The organism is Jiangella asiatica, assembly GCF_004349065.1.
Classification (GTDB): domain Bacteria; phylum Actinomycetota; class Actinomycetes; order Jiangellales; family Jiangellaceae; genus Jiangella; species Jiangella asiatica.
Genome location: NZ_SMKZ01000005.1, coordinates 38,782 through 62,945 on the forward strand (window position 1 = coordinate 38,782; position 24,164 = coordinate 62,945).

General features: G+C 72.0%; 21 protein-coding genes. 11 read left to right on the forward strand and 10 right to left on the reverse strand.

Translation table 11 applies throughout. From position 1 onward, the window contains the following. The first annotated feature begins 10 nt into the window (after nucleotides 1-10). Nucleotides 11-766 carry a metallophosphoesterase family protein gene (locus E1269_RS05370; protein ID WP_131892164.1) on the forward strand — a complete coding sequence of 252 codons (756 nt, stop codon included), beginning with the start codon at nucleotides 11-13 and terminating at the stop codon, nucleotides 764-766. A gap of 63 nt (nucleotides 767-829) precedes the next feature. Further along, nucleotides 830-2,326 carry a leucyl aminopeptidase gene (locus tag E1269_RS05375; RefSeq protein WP_131892166.1) on the forward strand — a complete coding sequence of 499 codons (1,497 nt, stop codon included), beginning with the start codon at nucleotides 830-832 and terminating at the stop codon, nucleotides 2,324-2,326. 10 nt (nucleotides 2,327-2,336) lie between these two features. Here E1269_RS05375 and E1269_RS05380 read toward each other — a convergent pair whose 3' ends face one another. After that, complete coding sequence (locus tag E1269_RS05380; RefSeq protein WP_131892168.1) at nucleotides 2,337-2,660, reverse strand: hypothetical protein; 324 nt, start codon at nucleotides 2,658-2,660, stop codon at nucleotides 2,337-2,339. A gap of 219 nt (nucleotides 2,661-2,879) precedes the next feature. On the opposite strand from E1269_RS05380, the gene lpdA reads away from it, so the two are divergent. From lpdA to E1269_RS05395, 3 genes are all read left to right on the forward strand, one after another. Then, on the forward strand, nucleotides 2,880-4,262 hold the full coding sequence (lpdA, locus tag E1269_RS05385; RefSeq protein WP_131892170.1) for a dihydrolipoyl dehydrogenase: 1,383 nt from the start codon (nucleotides 2,880-2,882) through the stop codon (nucleotides 4,260-4,262). A gap of 68 nt (nucleotides 4,263-4,330) precedes the next feature. Next, nucleotides 4,331-6,277 carry a 2-oxoglutarate dehydrogenase, E2 component, dihydrolipoamide succinyltransferase gene (sucB, locus tag E1269_RS05390; RefSeq protein ID WP_131892172.1) on the forward strand — a complete coding sequence of 649 codons (1,947 nt, stop codon included), beginning with the start codon at nucleotides 4,331-4,333 and terminating at the stop codon, nucleotides 6,275-6,277. Nucleotides 6,278-6,317: 40 nt separating this feature from the next. Beyond that, nucleotides 6,318-7,214 carry a TIGR01777 family oxidoreductase gene (locus E1269_RS05395; protein WP_131892174.1) on the forward strand — a complete coding sequence of 299 codons (897 nt, stop codon included), beginning with the start codon at nucleotides 6,318-6,320 and terminating at the stop codon, nucleotides 7,212-7,214. 277 nt (nucleotides 7,215-7,491) lie between these two features. On the opposite strand, the gene E1269_RS05400 is transcribed toward E1269_RS05395, so the two are convergent. Then, nucleotides 7,492-9,441: a protein kinase domain-containing protein gene (locus E1269_RS05400; protein ID WP_131892176.1), complete on the reverse strand. Its 1,950-nt coding sequence runs from the start codon at nucleotides 9,439-9,441 to the stop codon at nucleotides 7,492-7,494. A gap of 106 nt (nucleotides 9,442-9,547) precedes the next feature. On the opposite strand from E1269_RS05400, the gene E1269_RS05405 reads away from it, so the two are divergent. Together E1269_RS05405 and E1269_RS05410 are read left to right on the forward strand one after the other, a co-directional pair. Continuing rightward, entirely contained in the window at nucleotides 9,548-10,069 is a 522-nt protein-coding gene (locus E1269_RS05405; protein ID WP_131892178.1) for a DedA family protein, read from the forward strand. Further along, nucleotides 10,066-10,785 (forward strand): Type 1 glutamine amidotransferase-like domain-containing protein, encoded by a 720-nt coding sequence (locus E1269_RS05410; RefSeq protein WP_131892180.1) that lies wholly within the window; start codon nucleotides 10,066-10,068, stop codon nucleotides 10,783-10,785. Before E1269_RS05405 ends, E1269_RS05410 begins: the two co-directional genes overlap by 4 nt. A gap of 30 nt (nucleotides 10,786-10,815) precedes the next feature. Here E1269_RS05410 and E1269_RS05415 read toward each other — a convergent pair whose 3' ends face one another. Next, a complete protein-coding gene (locus tag E1269_RS05415; protein WP_239000788.1) occupies nucleotides 10,816-12,615 on the reverse strand; it encodes a BCCT family transporter in 1,800 nt (599 codons plus the stop codon). A 242-nt stretch (nucleotides 12,616-12,857) separates the two neighbouring features. Here E1269_RS05415 and lipB point away from each other — a divergent pair, with 242 nt between their 5' ends. From lipB to E1269_RS05430, 3 genes are all read left to right on the forward strand, one after another. Next, nucleotides 12,858-13,553, forward strand: coding sequence for a lipoyl(octanoyl) transferase LipB (gene lipB, locus E1269_RS05420; RefSeq protein WP_131892402.1), 696 nt, complete (start codon nucleotides 12,858-12,860; stop codon nucleotides 13,551-13,553). A gap of 9 nt (nucleotides 13,554-13,562) precedes the next feature. After that, the gene (gene lipA, locus E1269_RS05425) at nucleotides 13,563-14,492 is read left to right on the forward strand and encodes a lipoyl synthase (RefSeq protein WP_131892182.1); all 930 of its coding nucleotides are present in this window, start codon (nucleotides 13,563-13,565) and stop codon (nucleotides 14,490-14,492) included. Between the two features lie 202 nt (nucleotides 14,493-14,694). Further along, nucleotides 14,695-15,399, forward strand: a complete 705-nt coding sequence (locus E1269_RS05430) for a DUF4191 domain-containing protein (protein ID WP_131892184.1) — start codon at nucleotides 14,695-14,697, stop codon at nucleotides 15,397-15,399. Nucleotides 15,400-15,429: 30 nt separating this feature from the next. Here the strand turns inward: E1269_RS05430 and E1269_RS05435 are convergent, their stop codons facing one another. After that, complete coding sequence (locus E1269_RS05435) at nucleotides 15,430-15,849, reverse strand: RDD family protein (protein WP_131892186.1); 420 nt, start codon at nucleotides 15,847-15,849, stop codon at nucleotides 15,430-15,432. 219 nt (nucleotides 15,850-16,068) lie between these two features. Here E1269_RS05435 and glnA point away from each other — a divergent pair, with 219 nt between their 5' ends. After that, entirely contained in the window at nucleotides 16,069-17,493 is a 1,425-nt protein-coding gene (gene glnA, locus E1269_RS05440; protein WP_131892188.1) for a type I glutamate--ammonia ligase, read from the forward strand. 86 nt (nucleotides 17,494-17,579) lie between these two features. Here the strand turns inward: glnA and E1269_RS05445 are convergent, their stop codons facing one another. The 6 genes from E1269_RS05445 to E1269_RS32750 all read right to left on the reverse strand — a co-directional run bounded on the left by E1269_RS05445 (nucleotide 17,580) and on the right by E1269_RS32750 (nucleotide 24,054). Continuing rightward, nucleotides 17,580-20,618 (reverse strand): bifunctional [glutamine synthetase] adenylyltransferase/[glutamine synthetase]-adenylyl-L-tyrosine phosphorylase, encoded by a 3,039-nt coding sequence (locus tag E1269_RS05445; RefSeq protein WP_131892190.1) that lies wholly within the window; start codon nucleotides 20,616-20,618, stop codon nucleotides 17,580-17,582. Nucleotides 20,619-20,768: 150 nt separating this feature from the next. Further along, nucleotides 20,769-21,119 carry a fluoride efflux transporter CrcB gene (gene crcB, locus E1269_RS05450; RefSeq protein WP_131892192.1) on the reverse strand — a complete coding sequence of 117 codons (351 nt, stop codon included), beginning with the start codon at nucleotides 21,117-21,119 and terminating at the stop codon, nucleotides 20,769-20,771. Then, on the reverse strand, nucleotides 21,116-21,460 hold the full coding sequence (locus E1269_RS05455; protein ID WP_131892194.1) for a DUF190 domain-containing protein: 345 nt from the start codon (nucleotides 21,458-21,460) through the stop codon (nucleotides 21,116-21,118). Before E1269_RS05455 ends, crcB begins: the two co-directional genes overlap by 4 nt. Further along, nucleotides 21,457-21,885 carry a fluoride efflux transporter FluC gene (locus tag E1269_RS05460; protein ID WP_131892196.1) on the reverse strand — a complete coding sequence of 143 codons (429 nt, stop codon included), beginning with the start codon at nucleotides 21,883-21,885 and terminating at the stop codon, nucleotides 21,457-21,459. Before E1269_RS05460 ends, E1269_RS05455 begins: the two co-directional genes overlap by 4 nt. A 103-nt stretch (nucleotides 21,886-21,988) precedes the next feature. Continuing rightward, entirely contained in the window at nucleotides 21,989-22,720 is a 732-nt protein-coding gene (locus E1269_RS32745; RefSeq protein WP_203432963.1) for a type 1 glutamine amidotransferase, read from the reverse strand. Next, nucleotides 22,717-24,054 carry a glutamine synthetase family protein gene (locus E1269_RS32750; protein WP_203432965.1) on the reverse strand — a complete coding sequence of 446 codons (1,338 nt, stop codon included), beginning with the start codon at nucleotides 24,052-24,054 and terminating at the stop codon, nucleotides 22,717-22,719. The genes E1269_RS32745 and E1269_RS32750 overlap by 4 nt, the downstream gene beginning before the upstream one ends. Nucleotides 24,055-24,164: the final 110 nt, after the last annotated feature.

The following is a 24,164-nucleotide window of genomic DNA, read 5'->3' on the forward strand; positions in this document are numbered from 1 at the left end:
GATCGCCCGTATGGTCGCATCCGTCGCCGTCCTGTCCGACGTCCACGGCGCGCTGCCAGCGCTCGAGGCGGTGCTCGCAGAGCCCGACGTCGCCGCGGCCGAACGCATCGTCTTGACCGGCGACATCGCCGCGGGGCCGCTGCCTGTCCAGACATTGGACCTGCTCACCTCGTTGGGCGAACGGGTGGTGTGGGTGCGCGGCAACGCCGAGCGCGAGCTGGTCCACGTCGCCCGGGGTGGCACGTCGGAGCACCAGGTGTCGACGTGGGCCGGCCGGCAGCTGCGCCCGGACCAGGTGGAGCTGCTCGACGGCCTGCCGCATCCGGTGACGCTCGACGTCGACGACTTCGGGCCGGTGCTGTTCTGCCATGGAACGCCTCGCGACGACGACGAGGTGGTCCTGGTCGACAGCTCGCTCGCCCGGTGGGCCGACGTGCTCTCGAGCGTGCCGGACGAGGTGCGCACCGTCGTGTGCGGCCACACCCACATGCCGTTCCAGCGCCTCGTCGACCGGCGGCTGGTGGTCAACCCGGGCAGCGTCGGCATGTCGTACGGACGGCCGGGCCCGCACTGGGCGTTGCTGCGCGACGCCGTGGTGTCGCTGCGGGTCACATCGGTCGACCTGGACGCGCTGGCCGACGCCGTCGTCGCCGCCAGCACGTTCCCCGGCGCGGCCGAGTGGGCCGACGAGTACACCCGCACCGCGTACTCCGACGCCGAGGCGCTCACCGCCTTCGCGCCACGAGACGGCCGGACGGTGACCTGACAGCGACCGGCCCAGCGGTAGCATCGGGCGGAATCGACTGGATCGCACGACGTCAGGAGAACCGTGACCAGCATTGCCCTGTCCTCCGCTGCACCGACGGGACTCAAGGTCGACGCCGTGGTGATCGGCGTCGCACCGGGCGACGACGAGGTGGCCCCGCTCCCCGGCAGCGAGTCGGTCAGCAAGGCGTTCAAGGGCGCGTTGCCGGAGGTACTCGGCCAGCTCGGTGCCACTGGCAAGCCCGACGAGGTCACGAAGCTCCCCGCGCAGGGCTCCATCAAGGCGCCACTGGTGGTCGCCATCGGGACCGGCCCGCTGCCCCCGTCCGGACCGGACCGCCACGAGACCTTGCGCCGCGCGGCCGGAGCCGCCGCCCGGGCACTGGCCGGCAAGCAGTCCGCGGCCGTCGCGCTGCCCGTCCAGGACGAGGCCGACGCCGCCGCCGTCGTCGAAGGCCTGCTCCTCGGCGCTTACAGGTTCGACCGCTACAAGAGCAATGGGCCGACCAAGCCGCTGGGCTCGGTCACTGTGCTCGGGCCGGGCGTGAAGGCCAAGGGCGTCAAGGACGCCGTCACCCGCGCCGAGATCGTCACCACCGCGGTCAACCGGGCCCGCGACTGGGTCAACGTGCCGCCGCGCGACCTCACCCCCGAGGTGTTCGCCGACGCCGCCAGCAAGCTCGCCAGGAGCGCCAAGCTCGACGTCGAGATCCTCGACGAGAAGCTGTTGGCCCGGCGCGGCTACGGCGGGCTCATCGGGGTCGGCCAGGGCTCGGCCAACCCGCCCCGGCTGGTCCGGGTCGCCTACCGGCCGTCGCGCGCCAAGCGGCACGTCGCGTTCGTCGGCAAGGGCATCACCTTCGACTCCGGCGGCCTGTCGCTGAAGCCGTCGGACAGCATGGCGGACATGAAGAGCGACATGAGCGGCGCCGCCGCCGTGATCGCCGCCGTCCACGCCATCGCCTCACTGGGCACCAAGGTCGCCGTCACCGCCTACGCCGCCATGGCCGAGAACATGCCGTCGGGCAGCGCGCAGCGGCCGTCGGACGTCATCAGCATCTACGGCGGCAAGACCGTCGAGGTCCTCAACACCGACGCCGAAGGCCGCCTCGTGCTCGCCGACGGCATCGTCCGCGCCGCCGAGGACGAGCCCGACCTCATCGTCGACGTGGCCACGCTGACCGGCGCGGCCGTCGTCGCTCTCGGCAAGCGGCTCTCCGGCATCATGGCCAACGACGACGACCTGCGCGACCGCGTCCACGACGCCTCCCGGCGCGCCGGCGAACAGATGTGGCCGCTGCCGCTCCCCACCGACCTGCGAGACAAGCTCGACTCCCCCGTCGCCGACATCGCCAACATCGGCGACCGCTGGGGCGGCGCGCTTCAGGCGGGCCTGTTCCTCCAGGAGTTCGTCGCCGACGGTATCGACTGGGCGCACCTGGACATCGCCGGCCCCGCGCTGAGCGACACGGCCTTCGGTTACACCCCCAAGGGCGGCACCGGCGCGGGCGTGCGGACGCTGGTGCGCCTCGTCGAGGACGTCGCCGACGGCGTGCTCTGACGACGGGCGGTCAGACCCCGCGGTTGCCGTTCTTGCGGTTCCACTCGCGCATGCGCTGCGGGTAGCCGACCACCTGGGCGTCGTAGGCCGGGATGGCCAACTTGCGGGCCAGCGCGTGCGCCGCGGCCGCGTCTCGCACCCGGCGCCGGGTCCATTCACCGTCGTGGGCGACGAAGACGACCGTGGTGGCCGTCATGGTGGTGGGCGGCTCGACGAACGCCTCGACCCCGCGACGGGACCGGGCGAACTCCTCCAGGTGCTTGACGTCGGCGTTGTCGGCGGCACGGTCCAGGCTGCCCTCGGCGCTCTTTCGCCGTCGCCGGAACAACGCCATCGTCTACCTCCGCTTCTTCGCCGACCCGGGTCGGGCCGAGACGATACCGCGACAGTATCTCGTCACAGTGCAACGATCCGGTCCGGTTGAAGGTGTCGGAACACCGGATGGAAGGATGAGGTTGACGCTTGTGGAGCCCACTGCGGACCGATCCCCGGCCGGGCGACACAGCGTTCGAGACGTGTCTCGACGACAACGACGACATCGAGGAGCACCACCGTGGCCGACAACGCCGGTTTCGACGTCCTCATCCTCGGCGGCGGCAGCGGTGGATACGCCGCCGCGTTCCGGGCCAGCGAGCTCGGACTGTCCGTCGGGCTGATCGAGAAGGACAAAGTCGGCGGCACCTGCCTGCACTACGGCTGCATTCCCACCAAGGCGCTGCTGCACGCCGCCGAGGTCGCCGACAACTCCCGCGACAGCGAGCAGTTCGGCGTCAAGACCTCCTTCGAGGGCATCGACATGGCTGGCGTCAACGCGTACAAGGACGGCATCGTGGCCCGCCTGTACAAAGGGCTGCAGGGCCTGGTCAAGGCCAACAAGGTCACCCTCATCGAGGGCGACGGCAAGCTCGTCGCGCCGAACGCCGTCGAGGTCAGCGGCACCCGCTACGAGGGCCGCAACGTCGTCCTGGCGACGGGGTCCCGCTCGCGCAGCCTGCCCGGCCTCGAGATCGACGGCACGCAGGTCATCAGCAGCTACGAGGCGCTGGGCCTGGACCGGGTGCCGGCGTCGGCCGTGGTGCTCGGCGGCGGCGTCATCGGCGTGGAGTTCGCCAGCGTCTGGCGGTCCTTCGGCGCCGACGTCACCATCGTCGAGGCGCTGCCCCGGCTGGTACCGGCCGAGGACGAGGCCGCGTCCAAGGTGGTCGAGCGGACGTTCCGCAAGCGCGGCATCGGCTTCAAGACCGGGGTTCGCTTCGCCGGGGTCGAGCGGCGTGACGGCGGCGTCACGGTGTCGCTGGAGAACGGCGAGACGATCGACGCCGAGGTGCTGCTGGTCGCGGTCGGACGCGGCCCGGTCACCGAGGGCCTCGGGTACGAGGAGGCCGGCATCACCATCGACCGCGGGTTCGTCGTCACCGACGAGCGGCTGCGCACCAGCGTGCCCGGCGTCTACGCCGTCGGCGACATCGTGCCGGGCCTGCAGCTGGCACACCGCGGCTTCGCACACGGCATCTTCGTCGCCGAGGACATCGCCGGCCGGGGCCCGGTGCCCGTCGACGACCTCGGCATTCCGAAGGTCACCTACTGCGACCCCGAGGTCGCCTCCGTCGGGCTCACCGAGGCGCAGGCCAAGGAGCGGCTCGGCGACGACAAGGTCGAGACGCTGGAGTACAACCTCGCCGGCAACGGCAAGAGCCAGATCCTCAGGACGCAGGGCTTCGCGAAGCTCGTACGCGAGAAGGACGGCCCGGTGATCGGCGTGCACCTGGTCGGCGCCCGGGTCGGTGAGCTGATCGCCGAGGCACAGCTCATCTACAACTGGGAGGCACTCCCGCACGAGGTCGCCCAGCTGATCCACCCGCATCCGACGCAGAGCGAAGCGCTGGGCGAGGCACACCTCGCACTGGCCGGGAAGCCGTTGCACGTCCACGGCTGACCCGCCGGGCATAAGCTTGCGTTCGGCCCCAACCGCTGATGGTCCGTGAGAACTCGAGAGGACTGACGATGGCAACCTCCGTCACCTTGCCCGCACTCGGCGAGAGCGTCACCGAGGGCACAGTGACCCGCTGGCTCAAGCAGCCCGGCGACCAGGTGGCCGTCGACGAGCCACTGCTGGAGATCTCCACGGACAAGGTCGACACCGAGATCCCCTCCCCCGTCGCCGGCACACTGCTGGAGATCAAGGTCTCCGAGGACGAGACCGTCGAGGTCGGCGCCGAGCTGGCGCTGATCGGCGAGGCCGGCGAGTCCACCGGCGACGGCGCATCGGGCGGCCAGGCCGGTGGCGAGGCGGCCGCGGCGGAGCAGGCCGAGGCCGAGCAGGAGCAGGAGGCGCAGCCAGAGCAGCAGGCCGAGCAGGAGACGCAGCCGGAGCAGGCCGTCGAGGCGCCTGCCCAGGAGGTCCCGGCCGCCGCCCCCGCTCAGGAGGCGCCGTCCGGCAACGGCGGTGGTGAGGGCACCCCGGTTACGCTGCCCGCGCTGGGCGAGAGCGTCACCGAGGGCACCGTGACCCGCTGGCTCAAGCAGCCCGGCGACCAGGTGGCCGTCGACGAGCCACTTCTGGAGATCTCCACGGACAAGGTCGACACCGAGATCCCCTCCCCCGTCGCCGGCACGCTGCTGGAGATCAAGGTCTCCGAGGACGAGACCGTCGAGGTCGGCGCCGTGCTCGCGCTGGTCGGCACCGGTGCGCCGGCCGACGGCGGCCAGGCCGGTGGCGAGGCGGCCGCTCCGGCCCAGGAACAGGAGGCTCCGGCCCAGCAGGAGGCTCCCGCCCAGCAGGAGGCTCCCGCCCAGCAGGAGGCCCCGGCCCAGCAGGAGGCTCCGGCCCAGGAGCCGGCGGCGTCCCAGGCCCAGCCAGAACCGCAGGCCCAGCCGGCGCCTCAGGCCGTCGCCACCGCGCCGCAGACGCCCGGGCCGCAGGCCGGCGGGCCGTCGGAGGAGGTGCAGCTGGCGCAGCCGCCGTCGACGTCCACCCCCACCGTCCAGCCAAGCCGCGAGCCGTCGGGCAACGGCACCACGTATGTCACGCCGCTGGTGCGCAAGCTGGCCGCCGAGCACGGCATCGACCTCACCAGTGTCAGCGGCACCGGCATCGGCGGCCGGGTCCGCAAGCAGGACGTCCTGGCCGCGGCCGAGGCCGCCAAGGCTGCCGCCGCACAGCCGGCGCCCACCGCCGCGGCGCCCGCCGCGCCGGCACCAGCCGCGGAGACGGTCGAGCCGTCGCCGCTGCGCGGCACTACCGAGAAGCTGACCCGGATGCGCAAGGTCATCGCCAAGCGCGTCCACGAGTCGCTGCAGGAGACCGCGCAGCTCACGAGCGTCGTCGAGATCGACATCACCACGCTGGCGCGCCTGCGCGACCGTGTGAAGGTTGACTTCGCGCAGCGTGAAGGCGTGAAGCTGTCGTTCCTTCCGTTCTTCGCGAAGGCCGCGGTCGAGGCGCTCAAGCAGCACCCGAAGATCAACGCATCCATCGACGTCGAGAAGGGCGAGGTCACCTACCACGACCGCGAGAACCTCGTCATCGCCGTCGACACCGAGCAGGGCCTGCTGGTGCCCGTGGTCAAGGATGCCGGCGACCTCAACATCGCCGGCCTGGCCCGCAAGATCGCCGAGGTCGCGGAGAAGGCCCGTACCGGCAAGCTCACGCCCGACGAGATCACCGGCGGCACGTTCACGCTGACCAACACCGGCAGCCGTGGCGCCCTTTTCGACACGCCGATCTTCTTCCAGCCGCAGGTCGCCATCCTGGGCACCGGTGCCGTGGTCAAGCGTCCGATGGTCATCGACGACCCCAACCTCGGCGAGACCATCGCCGTGCGCCACATGGTCTACTTCGCGCTCAGCTACGACCATCGGCTCGTCGACGGCGCCGACGCCGCCCGGTTCCTGACCACGGTCAAGAAGCGCCTCGAGGGCGGGCGGTTCGAAGCCGACCTCGGCCTCTGAGGCGTGCCACGACCGACTCCTCCGTGGACGGCGGCCTGACGTGCGCGTCGCCGTCTCCGGCTCCACCGGATTCCTCGGCACGGCCCTGTGCGCCTCGCTGGCCGCCGACGGGCACGAGCTCGTGCGCCTGGTCCGCCGTCCCGCGGCCGCACCGGACGAAGCGGAGTGGGACCCCGAAAAGGGCATCGTGCCGCTGGCCCGGCTCGCCGACGTCGAGGCTGTCGTCCACCTGGGCGGCGCCAACGTCGGTGCCCGGCGATGGACGCGCCGGTACAAACAGCTGCTGCACCACAGCCGGGTCCGATCGACGGCGGTGCTGGCCGCCGCGCTGACGGGGCTGGCGACTCGTCCGCGGGTGTTCGTGTCCGGGTCGGCGTCGGGCTTCTACGGACCTGACCGCGGCCACGACTTCCTTGACGAGGACGACCTGCCCGGCGACGGCTTCCTGGCCCGGCTGAGCCAGGACTGGGAGCAGGCGGCGGCGCCGGCGCGGGCGGCGGACATCGCCGTGTGCCACCCGCGGTTCGGCACCGTCATGGGGCCGGGTGGCGGCGCCCTGGGCCCGATGCTCCCGCTGTTCCGGCTCGGGCTCGGCGGCGCGTTCGGCGACGGCGAGCAGTTCTGGAGCCCGGTCTCCCTGCACGATGCCGTCCGGGCGCTACGCTTCATGATCGAGGAGCACGGCTGCGTCGGACCTTACAACGTCACCGCGCCCGAGCCCGTGAGCAACGGCGAGTTCACCCGTCTGCTCGCCGCCGAGCTCCGCCGGCCGCGGCTGCTGCCGGTCCCGGGGTTCGCCCTGCGCATCGCGGTCGGCGAGGCCGCCGGAGAGCTGCTGGGCAGCCTGCGCATCCTGCCGACCCGGCTGACCGAGGCCGGGTTCACCTTCGACCACCCCGACGCCCGGTCGATCATCGCTGCCGCCGTGCGCGGCTGACGCAGCACCGCCGACGCCACCGCCTTGGTGGCCGACCCCGGGACGCCGTCCCCCGGCTGCCCTATCGTCCGGCCGTCACCGGACGGAGTCGACCTATGGCGGCATCGTCAGGGCGACGGCCGGGAGTCTGGGACGGTTCCCGGCCCTTGCTGTGCCTCGTGATCATCGATGTCGTGGATCGTTGATGATCACGAGGCGTACCGGTGGTGCCGGTGAGCGCGTGTTGGGCGTGAGTCACGTCCTGGGGTGAGTCGCGCCGAGCCTCGATGGGCGCGGATCAGCCGAAACGCCAGGACGAGGTGCCGTCCTCGTTGGCGACGGCGACCAGCTCGGCCTCCCAGGGCTCGTCGCCGGTGCCGTCGATGTCCTGCACGACCTCGCCGTCGTCGTCGACGAGCTGATAGTCGGGGATGCGCTGAGTGATCTGTACCGTCGCGCGACCGCCGTCTAGGCTGACCAGCTCGGCGTTGACCACCTCGAACGCGAGCCCTTCGGTGTGGACGCCGGCGTCGGCGTACTCCTGCAGGAGCTCGGCGTCCTCGGCCAGGACCGGGTTGCTCGGCGCGTGCACCTGACACAGCAGCTCGGCGTCGCCCTCCTCGAACGCCTGGGCGCGCAGCGAGTACAGGCGCTGCACCTCCTGCGTCCAGTCGGCGACGGTGGGCGGCGGCGTGGTCGGCGCCGGCTGCGGCCCGCCGCACAGATCGGTGGAGGCGTTGGCGTCCGTGGGGCTGGAGCCGGTGCCCGGCCCCGTCGTCAGGTCGTCCTCACCGAAGACGCGCATGCCCACCAGGACCGCCCCGGCCGCCAGCAGCAGCACCACCAGGGCACTCGCGATCCAGATGCCGTCGATGCGGCGGCGCTTGCCCTCGCGCTGCTCGGGCCCGTCGTCGCCGTGGCGGCGGCCGCGGCGCGCCTCGCGAGCGACCGGCACGGCCTCGCCGCCACCGGCATCGCGGCCGCCGCCAGCGTCACCACGGCCAGTGTCAGCGCCACCTGCACCAGCACCGGCCACACCCGCACCGCTGGGACGGCGGCCGCGGCGGCGCTCGGACGGCGGGACCGGCGCTTCGGCATCGCGAGCGCCGGCGGGCGCCGCCTCCGGCTGCGGCTCGCCGCCGCGGGCACGCCGTCCGCGCCGAGACGTCGGGATCGGGCCGGTCGGGGCGGTCGGGCTCACTCCCCCGCCGGCACCGCCGGCCGCGGCCCCCATGGCGCCACCGGTCATCGGGCCACCAGCCGCCGCCGGATCGGCACCCGGCCCCACGCCCGGTCCAGCAGCCGGGCCCGCGCCCGGCGCCGCGCCCGCGGCACCTGGGCCACCCGGGCCACCGGGCTCCTGGTCGCCGGCGTCCTCCGCGCGGCGGCGCGCTCGCCGGCCGGCCGACGTGGACCGGCGCATGTAGGCGGCGATGTCGTCGTCGGCCGGTGCGTCGAGGACCGGCCGCAGGGACCCCGTCGTCGTCGCGTGCCCTTCCTCCAGGACCAGCTCGACCGGCACGGGGTCGGCGACGGCGAAAAACGCGTTGCCGACCGCGGAAGCGGTCGGCCGCCGGTGCGGCAGCGGGTCCAGCGCACTGGCCAGCAGGGCCTGCGCGGCCGGTGCGACGCCAGGCAGCGACAGCCGGGACGCGGGCAGGTAGCCGGTGAGTGCGACGACGGCCGCGGTGACCAGGCCGTGCACGTCGGCCGGCGGACCCGGCGGCTGGCCGGCCTGCACCTCGGGCGGGACCGGCCGGGCATGCTGGCCGGTGCGCAGGGGCACGCCGGCCTGGATGAGGCCCACACCGGCCACCATGGGCCGGCCGTCGAGGCTGAAGACGATGTCGTCCAGCGTGAGGTCGCCGTGGATCAGCCCGCGGCGGTGCAGCTCGGTCAGGCCCTCGGCGACCGGGGCGCACGCCGTCACGACCTCGCCGGCCGGCAGCACGCCGCGCGCGCCGATGATGCCGGCCAGGCTGCCGCCCTCGGCCGCACCCAGCACGACGACGACTCCGGCCGGGCCGTCGACGACGTCATGGAACGTGATCACGTGCGGGTGGTCGACGGCACGCAGCGAGTGGGCTGCCATCCGCAGCCGGTCGCGTACCTGAGGACCGACCTGGCCCACGAGACGAAGGGTCACCTGCCGGCCCGTCGCGTCCTCTCGAGCGAGGACCATGCTCGACGCGTCGGAGCCGAGCCGGCGGGTGACGGTATAGCCCGCGGGCGCCTCGTGACCCTGCATCGGGCCATGGTGTCAAACCTCGGGCCGGGATGCCTCATCGGCCGCCCTACAAGTTCTCTCCACGACGCGTGCCGGTCGCAGGCCGCCGGTGACTACGATGCCGGCCATGGACGGGGTCACGCCATTCGCCGCCCCCGAGAGCCCGTTCGGCCTGCCTCTGTGGCTCGGCATCGCCGTCATGTTCGGCATCGTGGTCGCCCGGGCGCAGGCCACGTACTGGGTCGGCCGCGCCGCTGGGGCCGGCATCACGCGGTCGCGCTGGGGCGAGCGCATCGGCCGCGCGCGCCTGGAGCGGGCCGAGCGGTTCGTCGCCCGGTACGGTCCGGCGGCGGTCACGCTCTCGTTCCTGACCGTCGGCGTCCAGACCGCCGTCAACGCCGTCGCCGGCGGCACCCGGATGCCGTTCGGCCGTTACCTCGTGGCCATGCTGCTGGGCTCGGCCATGTGGGCGGTCATCTGGACGGTCGGCGGCCTCGGCGTCATCTGGGGCGGTATCCGGCTCGCGTCGGCGTCACCGTGGGCCGCGGCCGCGGTCGTCGCGGCGGCGCTGGTGGCGGCCGGGCTCGTGGTCGCCGTCGTGCGTCGGCGTCGTCAGAGCAAGCTCATCCACGACGAGGAGGTCCGATGACCCCGACGACGCCGACGATCCTCGCGACCAGCGGCGGCTTCACGCAGAACGCGCACGGAGTCACCGTCCCCGACGGGCTGGCCCGGCTTGCGCTGCGGCTGACCGGGGCGGACCGGCCGAAGCTGTGCTTCGTCGCGACGGCCTCCGGCGACTCGGTCATCTACATCCAGGCCATCTACGCCGCGTTCGCCGGCTGGCCCGTCGACGTGTCGCACCTGGCGCTGTTCTCCATGCCCAACGTCGACGACCTGCGCAAGCACGTGCTGGGCCAGGACGTGCTGTGGGTGGGCGGCGGCTCGGTCGCCGGGCTGCTGGCGATGTGGCGCCTGCACGGCCTGGACGAGGTGATGCGCGAGGCCTGGGAGGCCGGGGTCGTGCTGGCCGGGGTGTCGGCCGGCTCCATCTGCTGGCACGTCGGCGGCACCACGGACTCCTTCGGCCCGCGGCTGCGGCCGGTCACCGACGGGCTCGGGCTGCTGCCGTTCGGCAACGGCGTGCACTACGACGCCGAGGAGGAGCGCCGACCGCTGCTGCACGAGCTGGTCGCGGCCGGCACGCTGCCCGCGTCGTACGCCACCGACGACGGCGCCGGCCTGCTGTACCGCGGCACCGAACTGGCCGGGGTGTACGCCGAGACCGAGGGCGCGCGGGCCTATCTGGTCGAGGCGGCCGGCGGGCAGGTCGTGGAGACGGCGCTGTCCGCCGAGCGCCTCTGAACCGTCAGCGTCCGGCGGGCAGCGGCCGGCTCAGCGTTCGTGCGGCGGGTTCTCGTAGCGCGGCCGGCCGGCGGCGTCGACGTCGTCGGCATGGCGGTGCCGGCCGCCCGGGCCGCCGCGAGCGTGCCGCGCGCCGTCGTCGTCGGGGCGTCCGTCGCCGTCGGGTGGCCGGTCGCCGTTGCCGGCAGGGCTGGCACCCGACACCCGCAGGTGGAAGTCGCCGTCGTAGCGCTCAATGCCGTAGCTGACCGCCTGCTCGACCGCCTCGACGCCGCGGTCCTCCCGCAGCATCATCGGGTCGGTCCGCAGGTCCTTGGCGAGCGCGACACAGATGCCGACCATCACCAGCATGAACGGCGCACCGGCCAGGATGGTGATGTTCTCCAGCCCTTCCAGCGCCGTGGCGCCGCCCTCGCCGATCATCAGCATGATCGCCGCGACGGCGCCCATGAGCATGCCCCAGAAGATCACCACCCGTTTGGACGGCGCGATCGAGCCGCGCTGCGAGAGCGAGCCGGTGACGATGGACGCCGCGTCGGCGCCGGAGACGAAGAAGATCGCGACCAGCACCATGACCAGGACGCTGGCGATGGTCGTCAGCGGCAGCTGTTGCAGCACCGAGAACAGCTGTTCCTCCTGGCCCGTCGGATTCTCTGCGGTACCCACCAGGTCGACGCCGCCGCGCTGCAGGTCGATGGCGGTGCCGCCGAAGATGCAGAACCACACCACGCTGACCGCGCTGGGCACCAGCAGGACCCCGACGGCGAACTGCCGGATGGTGCGGCCGCGGCTGATGCGGGCGATGAACATGCCGACGAACGGCGTCCACGACATCCACCAGGCCCAGTAGAAGATGGTCCAGCCCGAGACCCATGCCTGCATGGCCTCGCCGCCGGCGGCCTCGGTCCGCGCGGCCATCTCGGCCAGGTCGGCGAAGTAGTTGCCGATGGCGGTCGGCAGCAGGTTGAGCACGAAGACGGTGGGCCCGGCGACGAACACGAAGAACGCCAGCACCGCCGCCAGCACCATGTTCGTGTTCGACAGCCACTGGATGCCGCGCTCGATGCCGGACACGGCCGAGGCCACGAACGCGAACGTCAGGACCGCGATGATGGCCACCAGCAGTCCGGTGCTGACGTCGTTCAGCCAGCCGACCTCCTGCAGGCCGCTGCCGATCTGCAGCGCGCCGAGACCCAGCGACGCGGCCGTACCGAAGACCGTTGCGAAGATCGCGAAGATGTTGATCGCCTTGCCGAAGCCGCCCTCGATCCGCCGCCGGCCCAGCAGGGGCGTGAACACCGAGCTGATGAGCTGGCTGCGGCCACGCCGGAAGGTGCCGTAGGCGATGGCCAGGCCGACCACCGAGTAGATGGCCCACGGGTGCAGAGTCCAGTGGAACAGGGTGGTCGCCATGGCGGTGTTCATCGCCTCGACGCTGCCCGGGTCGCCGGTGCCCGGCGGCGGGTCGGTGGCGAAGAACGTCAACGGCTCGTTGACGCCGAAGAACATCAGGCCGATTCCCATCCCGGCGCTGAACATCATGGCGACCCACGACGACGTGCGGAACTCCGGCAGCTCCTCGTCGGCACCCAGGGGGATTCGGCCATACCGGCTGAACGCGGCCCAAAGGATGAACACGACGAAACCGCTCGCCGTCAACGCGAAGGCCCACCCGACGTTGTGGGTGACCCACTCCAGGGCATCCGACGCGGCGCTCGCGAGCGAGTCGGTGTTGACGAAACCCCAGGTCACGAACGCCAGGACGAGAGCACCGGCGACCCCGAACACGACCTTGTCGGTGGGGCGTCTCTCCTCCGCGGCGACCGTCACACCGCCGCGATCATCCGAGTCACCGGACGAGTCAGATTCGTTGATCACATTTCGTTCGACTGTCACATGGAATCGGCGCCCGAATCGGGCGCCCCCTCCTCTCGTCACCCACAGAATGTCCCGTTCAACGTAGCGGTCGGCGCCTTCCCGGATGCGTCGTACCCTGAAGTCCGGCGCCTCACCGGTGCGCCCGCCCAGGTGACACGGGGGTCTTGCGCCGTGGGCGTAGGCTGGTGCCCGTGATCGGCGCAGATACGAGCAATCGGCAGTTCACCCGGACATCCGGCGGCCTGCGCGTCGTCCGGTACGAGGGCCTGGTTCCCTACCAGGAGGCCTGGGCGGAGCAGCGGCGGCTGCACGCCGCGCGGCTGGCAGGCGACGAGCCCGACACCGTCATGCTGCTCGAGCACGAACCGGTGTACACCGCGGGCAAACGCACCGCCCCGGAGGACCGGCCCCTGCTCGACGCCGGCGCGCCGGTCATCGACGTCGACCGCGGCGGCAAGATCACCTGGCACGGTCCCGGCCAGATCGTTGGCTACCCGATCGTGGCGCTGCCCGAGCCCTACGACGTCGTCGCCTACGTCCGCCGCGTCGAGCAGATCATGATCGACGTGTGCCGCGAGTTCGGTGTCGACGGCGTCCGCGTCGAGACCGCCGGCCGCAGCGGCGTGTGGGTCCAGCCCGGCGACGGCAGCTCCGACCGCAAGATCGGCGCCGTCGGCCTGCGAGTCGCCCGCGGCGTCACCATGCACGGCTTCTCGCTCAACTGCGACAACGACCTCGGCTGGTACGACCGCATCGTCCCGTGCGGCATCACCGACGCCGCCACCACCACGCTGTCGAAGGAGACCGGCCGCCGCATCACCGTCGGCGAGGTGCTGCCGTATGTCGAACGTCACCTCGACGTCGTGCTCGCGCCGGATTCGCGCGCGTAGGCTGACAGGGTGACTGTCGCGCCGGAGGGACGTCGGCTGTTGCGCCTCGAGGTGCGCAACGCCGAGACGCCCATCGAGAAGAAGCCGTCCTGGATCAAGACGAAGGCCTCGATGGGGCCTGAGTACCGGGAGCTGCAGTCGCTGGTCAAACGCGAGGGTCTGCACACGGTCTGCCAAGAGGCCGGTTGTCCCAACATCTTCGAGTGCTGGGAGGACCGCGAGGCGACGTTCCTCATCGGCGGCGACCACTGCACGCGACGGTGCGACTTCTGCCTCATCGACACCGGTAAGCCCGATGACCTCGATCGCGACGAGCCGCGCCGGGTCGCCGAGTCCGTACAGGCGATGGGGCTGCGCTACGCCACCGTCACCGGCGTCACCCGCGACGACCTCCCCGACGAGGGTGCCTGGCTCTACGCCGAGACCATCCGCGAGATCCACCGCATCAACCCCAACACCGGGGTCGAGATCCTGACGCCGGACTTCTCCGGCAAGGCCGACCTGCTGCGCCAGGTGTTCGACGCCCGGCCCGAGGTGTTCGCGCACAATGTCGAGACGGTGCCGCGCATCTTCAAGCGCATCCGCCCGGCGTTCCGGTACGAACGCTCCCTCGACGTCATCACCATGGCCCGCGACGCCGGCATGATCACCAAGTCCAACCTGATCCTCGGCATGGGCGAGACCCGCGAGGAGATCTCGCAGGCCCTCACCGACCTGCACGAGGCCGGCTGCGACCTGATCACGATCACCCAATATCTCAGGCCCTCGGTCCGCCACCACCCCATCGAGCGGTGGGTCAAGCCCGAGGAGTTCGTGGAGCTGCGCGACGAGGCCGAAGTCATCGGGTTCGCCGGGGTCATGTCCGGGCCGCTGGTGCGTTCGTCGTACCGGGCCGGCCGGCTGTACCGGCAGGCCATGGAAGCCCGCGCCACCCGCTGACGGCCCCACGGTCCGTCACGCGCGCCATCACGCCACCACCCGTTCCGCTTGCCGCTAGCACCCACTCCCGTTGATCTTGGAGTGAGGGGAAATCGCGGTCTGAAACGCCTGAGAGATTCCCCCTCACTCCAAGATCAACGGGGACGGAGCGGGCGGGGCACCCGTTCGGATCAGCGGGGCGCCAGGCAGTACCCTTCTCTGCATGGCACGCAACGACGAGCAGCAAGGGTCTGACGAGAAGACCGGGCGCATCGCCCAGATCAAGCAGACCTACCGGATGGCGCGGCGCTCCGACCGGTGGATCGGCTGGATCACCCTCGGCATCCTGCTCGGCGTCATCGCGCTCGCCGTCGTGGTGGGCATGCTGCTCGGGCCGTTGTGGCTGTGGATCATCGTCGGCCTGCCGATCGCGCTGCTGGCCTCGGCCATCGTGTTCGGGCGACGGGCCGAGCGCGCTGCCTACTCACAGATCGAGGGGCAGCCCGGCGCGGCCGCGGCCGCCCTCGGCACGCTGCGCCGCGGCTGGGACGTCACCCCGATGGTCGGCGCCAACCGCTACCAGGACGTCGTCCACCGCGCGGTCGGCCGGCCCGGCATCGTGCTCATCGGCGAGGGCAGCGCGGCCGGCCGCGTCGCGAACCTGCTGGCGCAGGAGAAGAAGCGGCACAACCGCGTCGCGCCGGAGATGCCGGTCATCGAGATCATCGTGGGCCGCGAGGACGACCAGGTTCCTCTCCCCCAGCTCACCCGCAAGTTGGGCAAGCTGCCCAAGAACATCCGGCCGGCCGAGGTCACCGAGCTGCGTCAGCGCCTGCGCGCGTTGAGCATCTCGCCCATCGGCATCCCGAAGGGCCCGCTGCCCAAGGGCGCCCGGCTGCCCAAGGGGACACAGCTTCCCGGCCGCTGAGCCAGCCTCGACCGCCCTGGCCGCCGAGCGTCAGGCGGCGTTGACGACGACGGTGTTCGACGCCAGATCATGGAGGCCGCGGCCGTCGCGGGTGAACACCAGCGGCGGGATGATCAGCGCGATCATCAGCGTGCGCACCGCGGCGATCAGCAGGTTGATCCGGCGGCCGCCGAGGTGGGCCACCCGCAGCCCCACCAGGAGCTGCCCGAGACTGCCGCCGGCCAGCACCGTCGTCACCACCACCTGCACGTACCAGCAGATGAGCGGCACCCACACCAGCCCGCTGCTGGCATCCCAGACCTCGCCGCCCCCTGTGACGACGAACGCGATGAGGTTGGCGGCCAGCCAGTCCAGGAACAGCGCGGCGATACGGCGGGGCCAGCTGCCGGGCGACCCGGGACCGTGCGCGGGCAGCGTCACCTCGGTGGAAGGCGGTTGGTCGGAGCTCACGTGCCGAGCCTAGAGCGTGCGGCCCGCCGCGCCTGCGCCGCACCCGGGTCGCCGTCGCCTACATTCGGGGTCTGAGCACGGACGTAACACTGGTGAAACACGTGGGACACCGCAGGGAAATTGCGACACCCTAGCGTCCGGGCCACGAGGGCAATACGGTCAACGCCGACCGTCGACGATTCCGGACTGCGCCGCGCCAGGTGCGAAATGGAGATGCGGATGTTCACCAACCCGGACGAGCTACTCAAGTTCGTCAAGGATGAGGGCGTCGAGTTCGTCGACGTCCGGTTCTGCGACCTGCCAGGGGTCATGCAGCACTTCAACGTGCCGGTGACCGCGTTCGACGCCGACGCGATCGCCGAGGGCCTCATGTTCGACGGCTCCTCGATCCGCGGCTTCCAGGCCATCCACGAGTCCGACATGAAGCTGATCGCCGACCCGGCGACGGCGTTCGTCGACCCGTTCCGCAAGGCCAAGACCCTCGCGCTGAACTTCTCGATCGTCGACCCGTTCACCGGCGAGCCCTACAGTCGCGACCCTCGTAACATCGCCGCGAAGGCCGAGGCGTACCTGGCCAGCTCCGGCATCGCCGACACCGTCTACTTCGGCCCGGAGGCCGAGTTCTACGTCTTCGACGACGTCCGGTTCGAGACGAAGCAGAACGCCGGCTACTACTACATCGACTCCATCGAGGGCGCCTGGAACACCGGGCGCGTCGAGGAGGGCGGCAACCGCGGCTACAAGACGCGCTACAAGGGCGGCTACTTCCCCGTCCCGCCGGTCGACCACTACGCCGACCTGCGCGACGAGATCGTCCAGTCGCTGACCACCGTCGGCATCCCGGTCGAGCGGGCCCACCACGAGGTCGGCACCGCCGGCCAGGCCGAGATCAACTACAAGTTCGACACTCTGAAGCACGCCGGCGACCGGCTGATGCTGTTCAAGTACATCGTCAAGAACGTCGCCTGGGCGGCCGGCAAGACCGCCACCTTCATGCCGAAGCCGCTGTTCGGCGACAACGGCTCGGGCATGCACTGCCACCAGTCGCTGTGGAAGAACGGCGACCCGCTGTTCTACGACGAGCTGGGCTACGGCGGTCTGTCCGACCTGGCCCGCTGGTACATCGGCGGCCTCATCAAGCACGCCTCGTCGCTGCTGGCCCTCACCAACCCGACGGTGAACTCCTACCACCGCCTGGTGCCGGGCTTCGAGGCCCCCGTCAACCTGGTCTACTCGCAGCGCAACCGGTCCGCCGCGGTCCGCATCCCGGTCACCGGCACCTCACCTGCGGCCAAGCGCATCGAGTTCCGGGTGCCCGACCCGTCGAGCAACCCGTACCTGGCCTTCTCCGCCATGCTGATGGCCGGCGTCGACGGCATCCGCAACAAGATCGAGCCGCCGGAGCCGGTCGACAAGGACCTGTACGAGCTGCCCCCGGAGGAGCACGCCAACATCGGCACCGTGCCGGCGTCGCTGACCGAGGCGCTGGACGCGCTCGAAACTGACCACGACTACCTGCTCGAGGGCGGCGTCTTCACCGAGGACCTGGTCGAGACCTGGATCGACTGGAAGCGCACCAACGAGGTCGACCCGATCCGGCTGCGCCCGCACCCGCACGAGTTCGAGCTCTACTTCGACATCTGAGCCCGCCGGGGCCCTCGGACGGAGCCGTTGACCGCTTGCCTCGAGGCGCGGTCAACGGCTCCTCGGCGTTCGGCGGCCTGTGATCATCACAGGCGGGAGTCGTCGTAGAAGATGCGTTCGACGACGGCGCGGGCCTGGCGGGCCGCACGGTGGTAGTCGTCGACGAAGACGGTGCTCTGGCCGGCGGCGTACCCGAGCACTTGCGACACCGCCGCGAGCGTCCGCGGGTCCTTGGGGAGCATGTCCGACGGCCGGCCGGTGACCAGCACCGTCGTGTTGCGGATGGCCGAGGCCTGTCGCCAGGCCGCGAGCAGCACAGTCCGGTCCGACGGCGCCAACAGCCCGGCCGCGGTGGCCGCCTCGAGTGCGCCCGGCGTCGACGTGGTGCGCAGCTCCGGCACCTTCCAGGCGTGACGCAGCTGCAGCAGCTGAGCGCACCACTCGACGTCGGCCAGCCCGCCGGGCCCCAGCTTGAGGTGCATGGACGGGTCGGCACCGCGGGGCAGTCGCTCCGACTCCACCCGCGCCTTGACCCGGCGCACCTCGCGGACCTGGGCATCGGTCAGCCCGCCGCTGGGCCAGCGCAGCGGATCGATGAGCGCCTGGAACCGGCGCAGGAGCTCGGCGTCGCCGCAGCACGGAGCTGCCCGAAGCAGCGCCTGTCGCTCCCAGACCTCGCCCCAGCGGTCGTAGTACGCGGCGTAGGACGCGAGCGTGCGCACCAGCGGGCCCTGCCGGCCCTCCGGGCGCAGCGCGGCGTCGATGGTCAGGCTGGGCTCCGGTGAAGGCAGCGACAGCAGCCGCGTCATCTCGTTGGCGACCGCCAGCGCGGCGTTGGCGGCCTCGGACTCGTCCTCGTCCGGGTACGGCGTGTGCACGTAGAGCACGTCGGCGTCGGAGGCGTAGCCCATCTCACGGCCACCGAGCCGGCCCATCGCGACGACGCCGACGCGGGTGGGCAACGGTGCGCCGCGGGTGGCTTCGACGGCGCGGACCGCGGCGGCCAGCGCGCCGGACAGCGTCACCTCCGCGATCACCGTCAGCGCCTCACCCACCTCCTCGATCGGCGCGTCGGCGGCGAGGTCAGCGACGGTGACGCGGAACAGCTCGCGTCGGCGCATCGCCCGGACCACGCCGATGGCCGCGACCGGGTCGTCGTGGCGCTGGACCCCCGAGAGCACCTCCTTCTCCAGCGGCTTCCGCTCACGTGGGCGCAGCTCGGCGTCGTCGCCCAGCATCGCCACCGCCTCCGGTGCCCGCAGCAACAGCTCGGTGGCGTACCGGCCGGACGCGAGCACCCGCGCCATCCGCTCGGCCGCGGCGCCGTCGTCGCGCAGCAGCCGTAGATACCAGGGCGTGGTGCCGAGCGCGTCGCTGACCTTGCGGAACCCGGCCAGGCCGGTGTCGGGCTCGGGCGCGTCGGCGAACCAGCCCAGCAGGACCGGCAGCAGCGTGCGCTGGATGGCCGCCCGCCGCGACACCCCGGTGGTCAGCGCCTCGATGTGACGCAGCGCGCCGGCCGGGTCGGCGTAGCCCAGCGCCTCGAGGCGGGTGAGCGCCGCCTCCGGGCTGAGCCGGGCCTCGTCGCCGGGAAGCCGGGCGACGGCGGACAGTAGCGGCCGGTAGAACAGCTTCTCGTGCAGCCGGCGGACCTCGCGGGCCTGCTGGTGCCAGATCTCGTCCAGCTCCGCGGGCTGCTTCTTGCCCAGCGATCGGGCCAGGATGCGCAATTGCTCGTCGGAGTCTGGTACGACGTGCGTGCGGCGCAACCCGCGCAGCTGGATGCGATGCTCGAACGTGCGCAGGAACCGGTAGGCCGCGTCGAGGACGGCGCCGTCCTCGCGCCCGACGTAACCGCCCTTGGTGAGCATCGCGAGCGCGGCCAGAGTGTTGGCGTCGCGGAGCGTCGGGTCGGCGCGCCCGTGCACGAGCTGGAGCAGCTGGACGGCGAACTCGACATCGCGCAGCCCACCCGGGCCGAGCTTGAGCTGGCGGTCCGCCTCGGCCGGCCGGATGTGGTCCTCGACCCGCCGCCGCATCGCGTGGACGTCGTCGACGAAGCCGTCGCGGCTGGCGGCGTCCCAGACCATGGGCATGACGGCGTCGACGTAGGCCGCGCCCAGCTCGGCGTCACCGGCCACCGGACGGGCCTTGAGCAGCGCCTGGAACTCCCAGGTCTTGGCCCAGTCGTGGTAGTACGCGACGTGGCTGGCGACGGTGCGTACCAGCGGCCCGGCCTTGCCCTCCGGCCGCAGCGCGGCGTCGACCGGCCAGACGGTGCCCTCGGCGGTGTAGACCGAGCAGTTGCGCATGACGGCGGTGGCCAGAGTCGTGGCGGTGGTGAGCCAGCCGGTGTCGTCGGTGTCGCCGTCGTCACCGGACCCGGCGGGCGGCCTGACCGGCGGCTCGGCGACGAACACGACGTCGACGTCGGAGGCGTAGTTGAGCTCGCGGCCGCCCGCCTTGCCCATCGCGATGACGGCGAGCCGGCACAACGGCGCCGACGGCGGGAGCTCGGCCCGGGCGACGGCGAGCGCGGCCTCCAGCGTGGCGCCGGCCAGGTCGGCCAGTTCGGCGGCGACGGCGGCCACGTCCAGGCCGTCGCCGAGGTCGAGCGCCGCCAGCGAGGCGACGTGCCTGCGGTAGGCGGTGCGCAGCGCGTCCAGGAGATCCTGGTGGTCGCCGACGGCCAGCGGCACGCGGGCCGCGGGGTCCGCGCCCACCGCCTCGAGCATGGTGCGCCGCAGCGCCGCCGCGTCGGGACGGACGGCGGGGTCGAGGTGAGCGAGGTCGAGCCAGTGCGCGGGGTGCCGGCACAGGTGGTCGGCCAGCGCCGAGCTGAAGCCGAGCACGGCCAGCAGCCGGCGTCGATGCGGAGTGTCGGCGGCGAGCTCGGCCACCAGGCGATCGCGGTCGGAGCCGGGTGCCAGCGCCTCGAGCAGCCGGCTCAGCCCGCGCAGCCCGAGATCGGGGTCCGCGGTTGCGCCCAGCGCCGCGACCAGGCCGGACTCGGTGGCGATGCCGCTGAGCAGCGGGCCGTCCAGCTCGCGCTCGGCTGCCGCGGTGTCGGCGAACCCCGCCTTGGCCAACCACGCAGCGCGGCCTTCGGTCCGGTTCACCGACATGCAACTGAATCTACCTGCCCCGCTCACCCGCCCCGCCCGACCTCTCCGTCCTGACAGCGCCCCGCCCATCACCGCAGGTCAACATCGTGTGGGGCGCCGTTTGCACTGGTCGCAGGAACCCAGCGGCGCCACCAAGGTTGGCTGGATGAATCAGGAGGCCAGGTTCCAGCCGAAAGCGGCTGCGGCCAGGCCGGCAGCGACGCTCAACGCGACATTGCCGACGGCGTGCCGCCAAGCGCCGTCCTCGGCCAGCCGCAGGGTCTCGTAGCTGAACGTGCTGTACGTGGTCAGCGCACCGCAGAAGCCCACGCCGACGAGCGACACGACGCCGTCGTCGGCGGCCGAGCCCATGACCAGGCCGAGCACGAACGAGCCGACGACGTTGACCAGCAGGGTGCCCCACGGGAACGCGCCGCCCAGCCGCTCGTGCACGAGCCGGTCGACGACGTAGCGCAGTGGTGCGCCGACGGCCGCACCGGCCGCCACCAGCAGCATCGTCACCGGTCACCGCTCCGCCCGGTGTGCCGGACCACGTCGACGTCGGCCAGGGTGATCAGGCCATCCGCCACCAGCGATTCGATCTCGGCCACGAACGGCCCGAGCTTCGCCGCGACGTCCACGATCACCACCGCGACCGGCAGGTCCGCGGAGAGGCTGAGGAATCTCGTGGTGTGGACGTGGTCGGAGGCGCCGAACCCCTCGATGCCTCGGAACACGCTTGCCCCGGCCAGTCCGGCCGCGTGCGCACGGTGGACGATCTCGGCGTACAGCGGCCGGCCGTGCCAGGTGTCGCTCTCGCCGACGACGACGGTGAGCTGGCGGGCCGCGCCCCGCAGCGTCATGCGCGCACCTCCTCCGCCGACGAGCCACGGCCCATCAGCACCGTACGGGTGATCGCCGTCCCGAGCCACAACGCGACCAGCGCCGCCACGGGGGTCACCGCCAGGTAGAGCAACGCCCCGCCGTAGCGCTCGTGGACCAGCATGACCTGGACGTCGACGGCGAAGGTGGAGAACGTCGTGTACCCGCCGAGCACCCCTACCCCCAGGAACGGCCGCAGCAGCCGGTGTGGTGCGGTGAGCTCCAGCAGCACGACCATCAACGCACCGATCACGAGGCACCCGGTGACGTTGACCAGGAGCGTCGCCCACGGCCAGGACGGCGGGCCGTGCTGGAGCGAGCCGAGGGCGTGCCGCACGAGCGACCCGAGGACGCCGCCGGCGGCGATGACCGCCAGCACGGGGACGTTGCGCCTCACCCTGGGCATAGAACTCTCCCTACCGTCGACGAAACCCGAGGTAGGGACTGTTGGCCGGGCCACGGGGGGCCGCGGCGGTTGTCGGCGAGCCCCACCGCCATCGGGCCCGAGTCTACCGGCTGGAGCCGACGGCTACCTGCGCGAAGCTCTGGGCCACCTGGGCGAACCGCTCGGCCAATGCCCGCCCGGCCGCGGCCACCTCCGGGTCGCGGGCCTCCAGCTCGGCCGTCACCGCGGCGACGTCGACGTCCGGCAGCTCGCGCGCCCAGCCCGTGAACGTCGGCAGCGACACCTCCGGGTGGAACTGCACGCCCCACGCGGCCGCGCCCACCCGGAACGCCTGGTGGGGATACATCGGCGACGACCCCAGCCAGACCGCGTCCGGCGGCAGCCCCGTGACCGCGTCGGCGTGCATGCTCGGCCCGGGGAACGGCGCGGGCAGCCCGCTGACCAGCGGGTCTGTCGTCGCCGGTGGCAGCCATGACACGGTGACGACGCCGGACTCGCGGCCCGCCGCGGCGGCGACGTCCACCGTCCCGCCACACGCGACCGCCAGCAGCTGGGCGCCCAGGCAGATGCCGAGCGTCGGTGTTCCCGCGTCTACGGCCGCGGCCAGCAGCGAGCGCACCGCGGGCAGCCACGGCGCGACGCCGTCGTCGTAGGCCGACATCTGCCCGCCGAGCACGATCAGCCCGGCACCGCCCGGCGACGGCGGCAGCGGCTCGCCCGCGTACGGCCGGTGCATCCGGAGCTCGACGCCCGCGCCGGCCAGCCACGGACCGAACCGGTCCAGCGGGCAGCCCGGCTCGTGCTCGACGACGTCGACGACCGCGGCGGTGCTCACATCACCGGCAGCATCTTGGCCCGCTCGAACGCGGTGACCTGCAGACTGTACTCGTTCCACTCCGCGCGCTTGTTGCGCAGGAAGAACTCGAAGACGTGCTCGCCGAGGGTCTCGGCGACCAGCTCGGAGTTCTCCATGGCCTCGATGGCCTCGTCCAGCGACGCCGGCAGCGGGTCGATGCCCATGGCGCGACGCTCGCGGTCGGTGAGCGCCCAGACGTCGTCCTCCGCGCCCGCCGGCAACTCGTAGCCCTCCTCGATGCCCTTGAGCCCGGCGGCGAGGATGACGGCGTAGGCGAGGTACGGGTTGCAGGCGGAGTCCAGCGACCGGATCTCCACCCGCGCCGACTGCCCCTTGTCCGGCTTGTACATGGGCACCCGGACCAGGGCGGAGCGGTTGTTGTGACCCCAGCAGACGTAGGCCGGCGCCTCTCCACCGCCGCGCAGCCGCTTGTAGGAGTTGACCCACTGGTTGGTGACGGCGGTGATCTCCGGCGCGTGCCGCAGCAGCCCGGCGATGAACGACCGCGCCACCTTGGACAGCTGGTACTCCGCGCCCGGCTCGTGGAAGACGTTGCGGTCGCCCTCGAACAGCGACACGTGGGTGTGCATGCCCGAGCCCGGCCACTCGGTGAACGGCTTGGGCATGAACGACGCGTAGAGGTCCTGGCTGAGCGCCACCTCGCGGACCACCGCGCGGAAGGTCATGAGGTTGTCCGCCGTGGCCAGCGCGTCGGCGTAGCGCAGGTCGATCTCCTGCTGGCCGGGCGCGCCCTCGTGGTGGCTGAACTCGACGGAGATGCCCATGTCCTCGAGCATCGTGATGGTGTCGCGGCGGAAGTCCTGGGCGATGCCGTGCGCGGTGTGGTCGAAGAACCCGCTGGCGTCGACGGGGATGGGCGCCTCGCCGCCGGTGGGCTGGTTCTTGAAGACGAAGAACTCGACCTCGGGGTGGGTGTAGAACGTGAACCCCTGCTCCGCCGCACGGCCGAGCGCGCGCTTGAGCACGTGCCGCGGGTCCGCGTACGACGGCGACCCGTCGGGCATGAGGATGTCGCAGAACATGCGTGCCGTCCCGTTGGCGCCACCGCGCCACGGCAGCACCTGGAACGTCGACGGGTCGGGCTTGGCGAGCATGTCGGCCTCGTAGACGCGGGCGAACCCCTCGATGGACGAGCCGTCGAAGCCGATGCCCTCGGAGAACGCGTTCTCCAGCTCCGCCGGCGCCACCGCCACGGACTTGAGGAACCCGAGCACGTCGGTGAACCAGAGACGGACGAACCGAATGTCGCGCTCTTCCAGCGATCTGAGGACGAACTGCTGCTGCTTCTCCACGGCGCCAGTGTGCCTCACCAGTGTGACAAACAGGTAGCCGACCGCCCCGGCCCATGATCATCAACGGTCGGCGACGCGATGACGTCGCCAACCGTTGATGATCATGGGCC

Bases quoted from the DNA above. Each gene is read 5' to 3' on its own strand.
- E1269_RS05370 (WP_131892164.1), top strand. From the start codon at position 11: ATGGTCGCATCCGTCGCCGTCCTGTCCGACGTCCACGGCGCGCTGCCA.
- E1269_RS05380 (WP_131892168.1), bottom strand. From the start codon at position 2,660: ATGGCGTTGTTCCGGCGACGGCGAAAGAGCGCCGAGGGCAGCCTGGAC.
- sucB (WP_131892172.1), top strand. From the start codon at position 4,331: ATGGCAACCTCCGTCACCTTGCCCGCACTCGGCGAGAGCGTCACCGAG.
- E1269_RS05400 (WP_131892176.1), bottom strand. From the start codon at position 9,441: ATGCAGGGTCACGAGGCGCCCGCGGGCTATACCGTCACCCGCCGGCTC.
- E1269_RS05405 (WP_131892178.1), top strand. From the start codon at position 9,548: ATGGACGGGGTCACGCCATTCGCCGCCCCCGAGAGCCCGTTCGGCCTG.
- E1269_RS05410 (WP_131892180.1), top strand. From the start codon at position 10,066: ATGACCCCGACGACGCCGACGATCCTCGCGACCAGCGGCGGCTTCACG.
- E1269_RS05430 (WP_131892184.1), top strand. From the start codon at position 14,695: ATGGCACGCAACGACGAGCAGCAAGGGTCTGACGAGAAGACCGGGCGC.
- glnA (WP_131892188.1), top strand. From the start codon at position 16,069: ATGTTCACCAACCCGGACGAGCTACTCAAGTTCGTCAAGGATGAGGGC.
- E1269_RS05445 (WP_131892190.1), bottom strand. From the start codon at position 20,618: ATGTCGGTGAACCGGACCGAAGGCCGCGCTGCGTGGTTGGCCAAGGCG.
- E1269_RS05455 (WP_131892194.1), bottom strand. From the start codon at position 21,460: ATGACGCTGCGGGGCGCGGCCCGCCAGCTCACCGTCGTCGTCGGCGAG.
- E1269_RS05460 (WP_131892196.1), bottom strand. From the start codon at position 21,885: ATGCCCAGGGTGAGGCGCAACGTCCCCGTGCTGGCGGTCATCGCCGCC.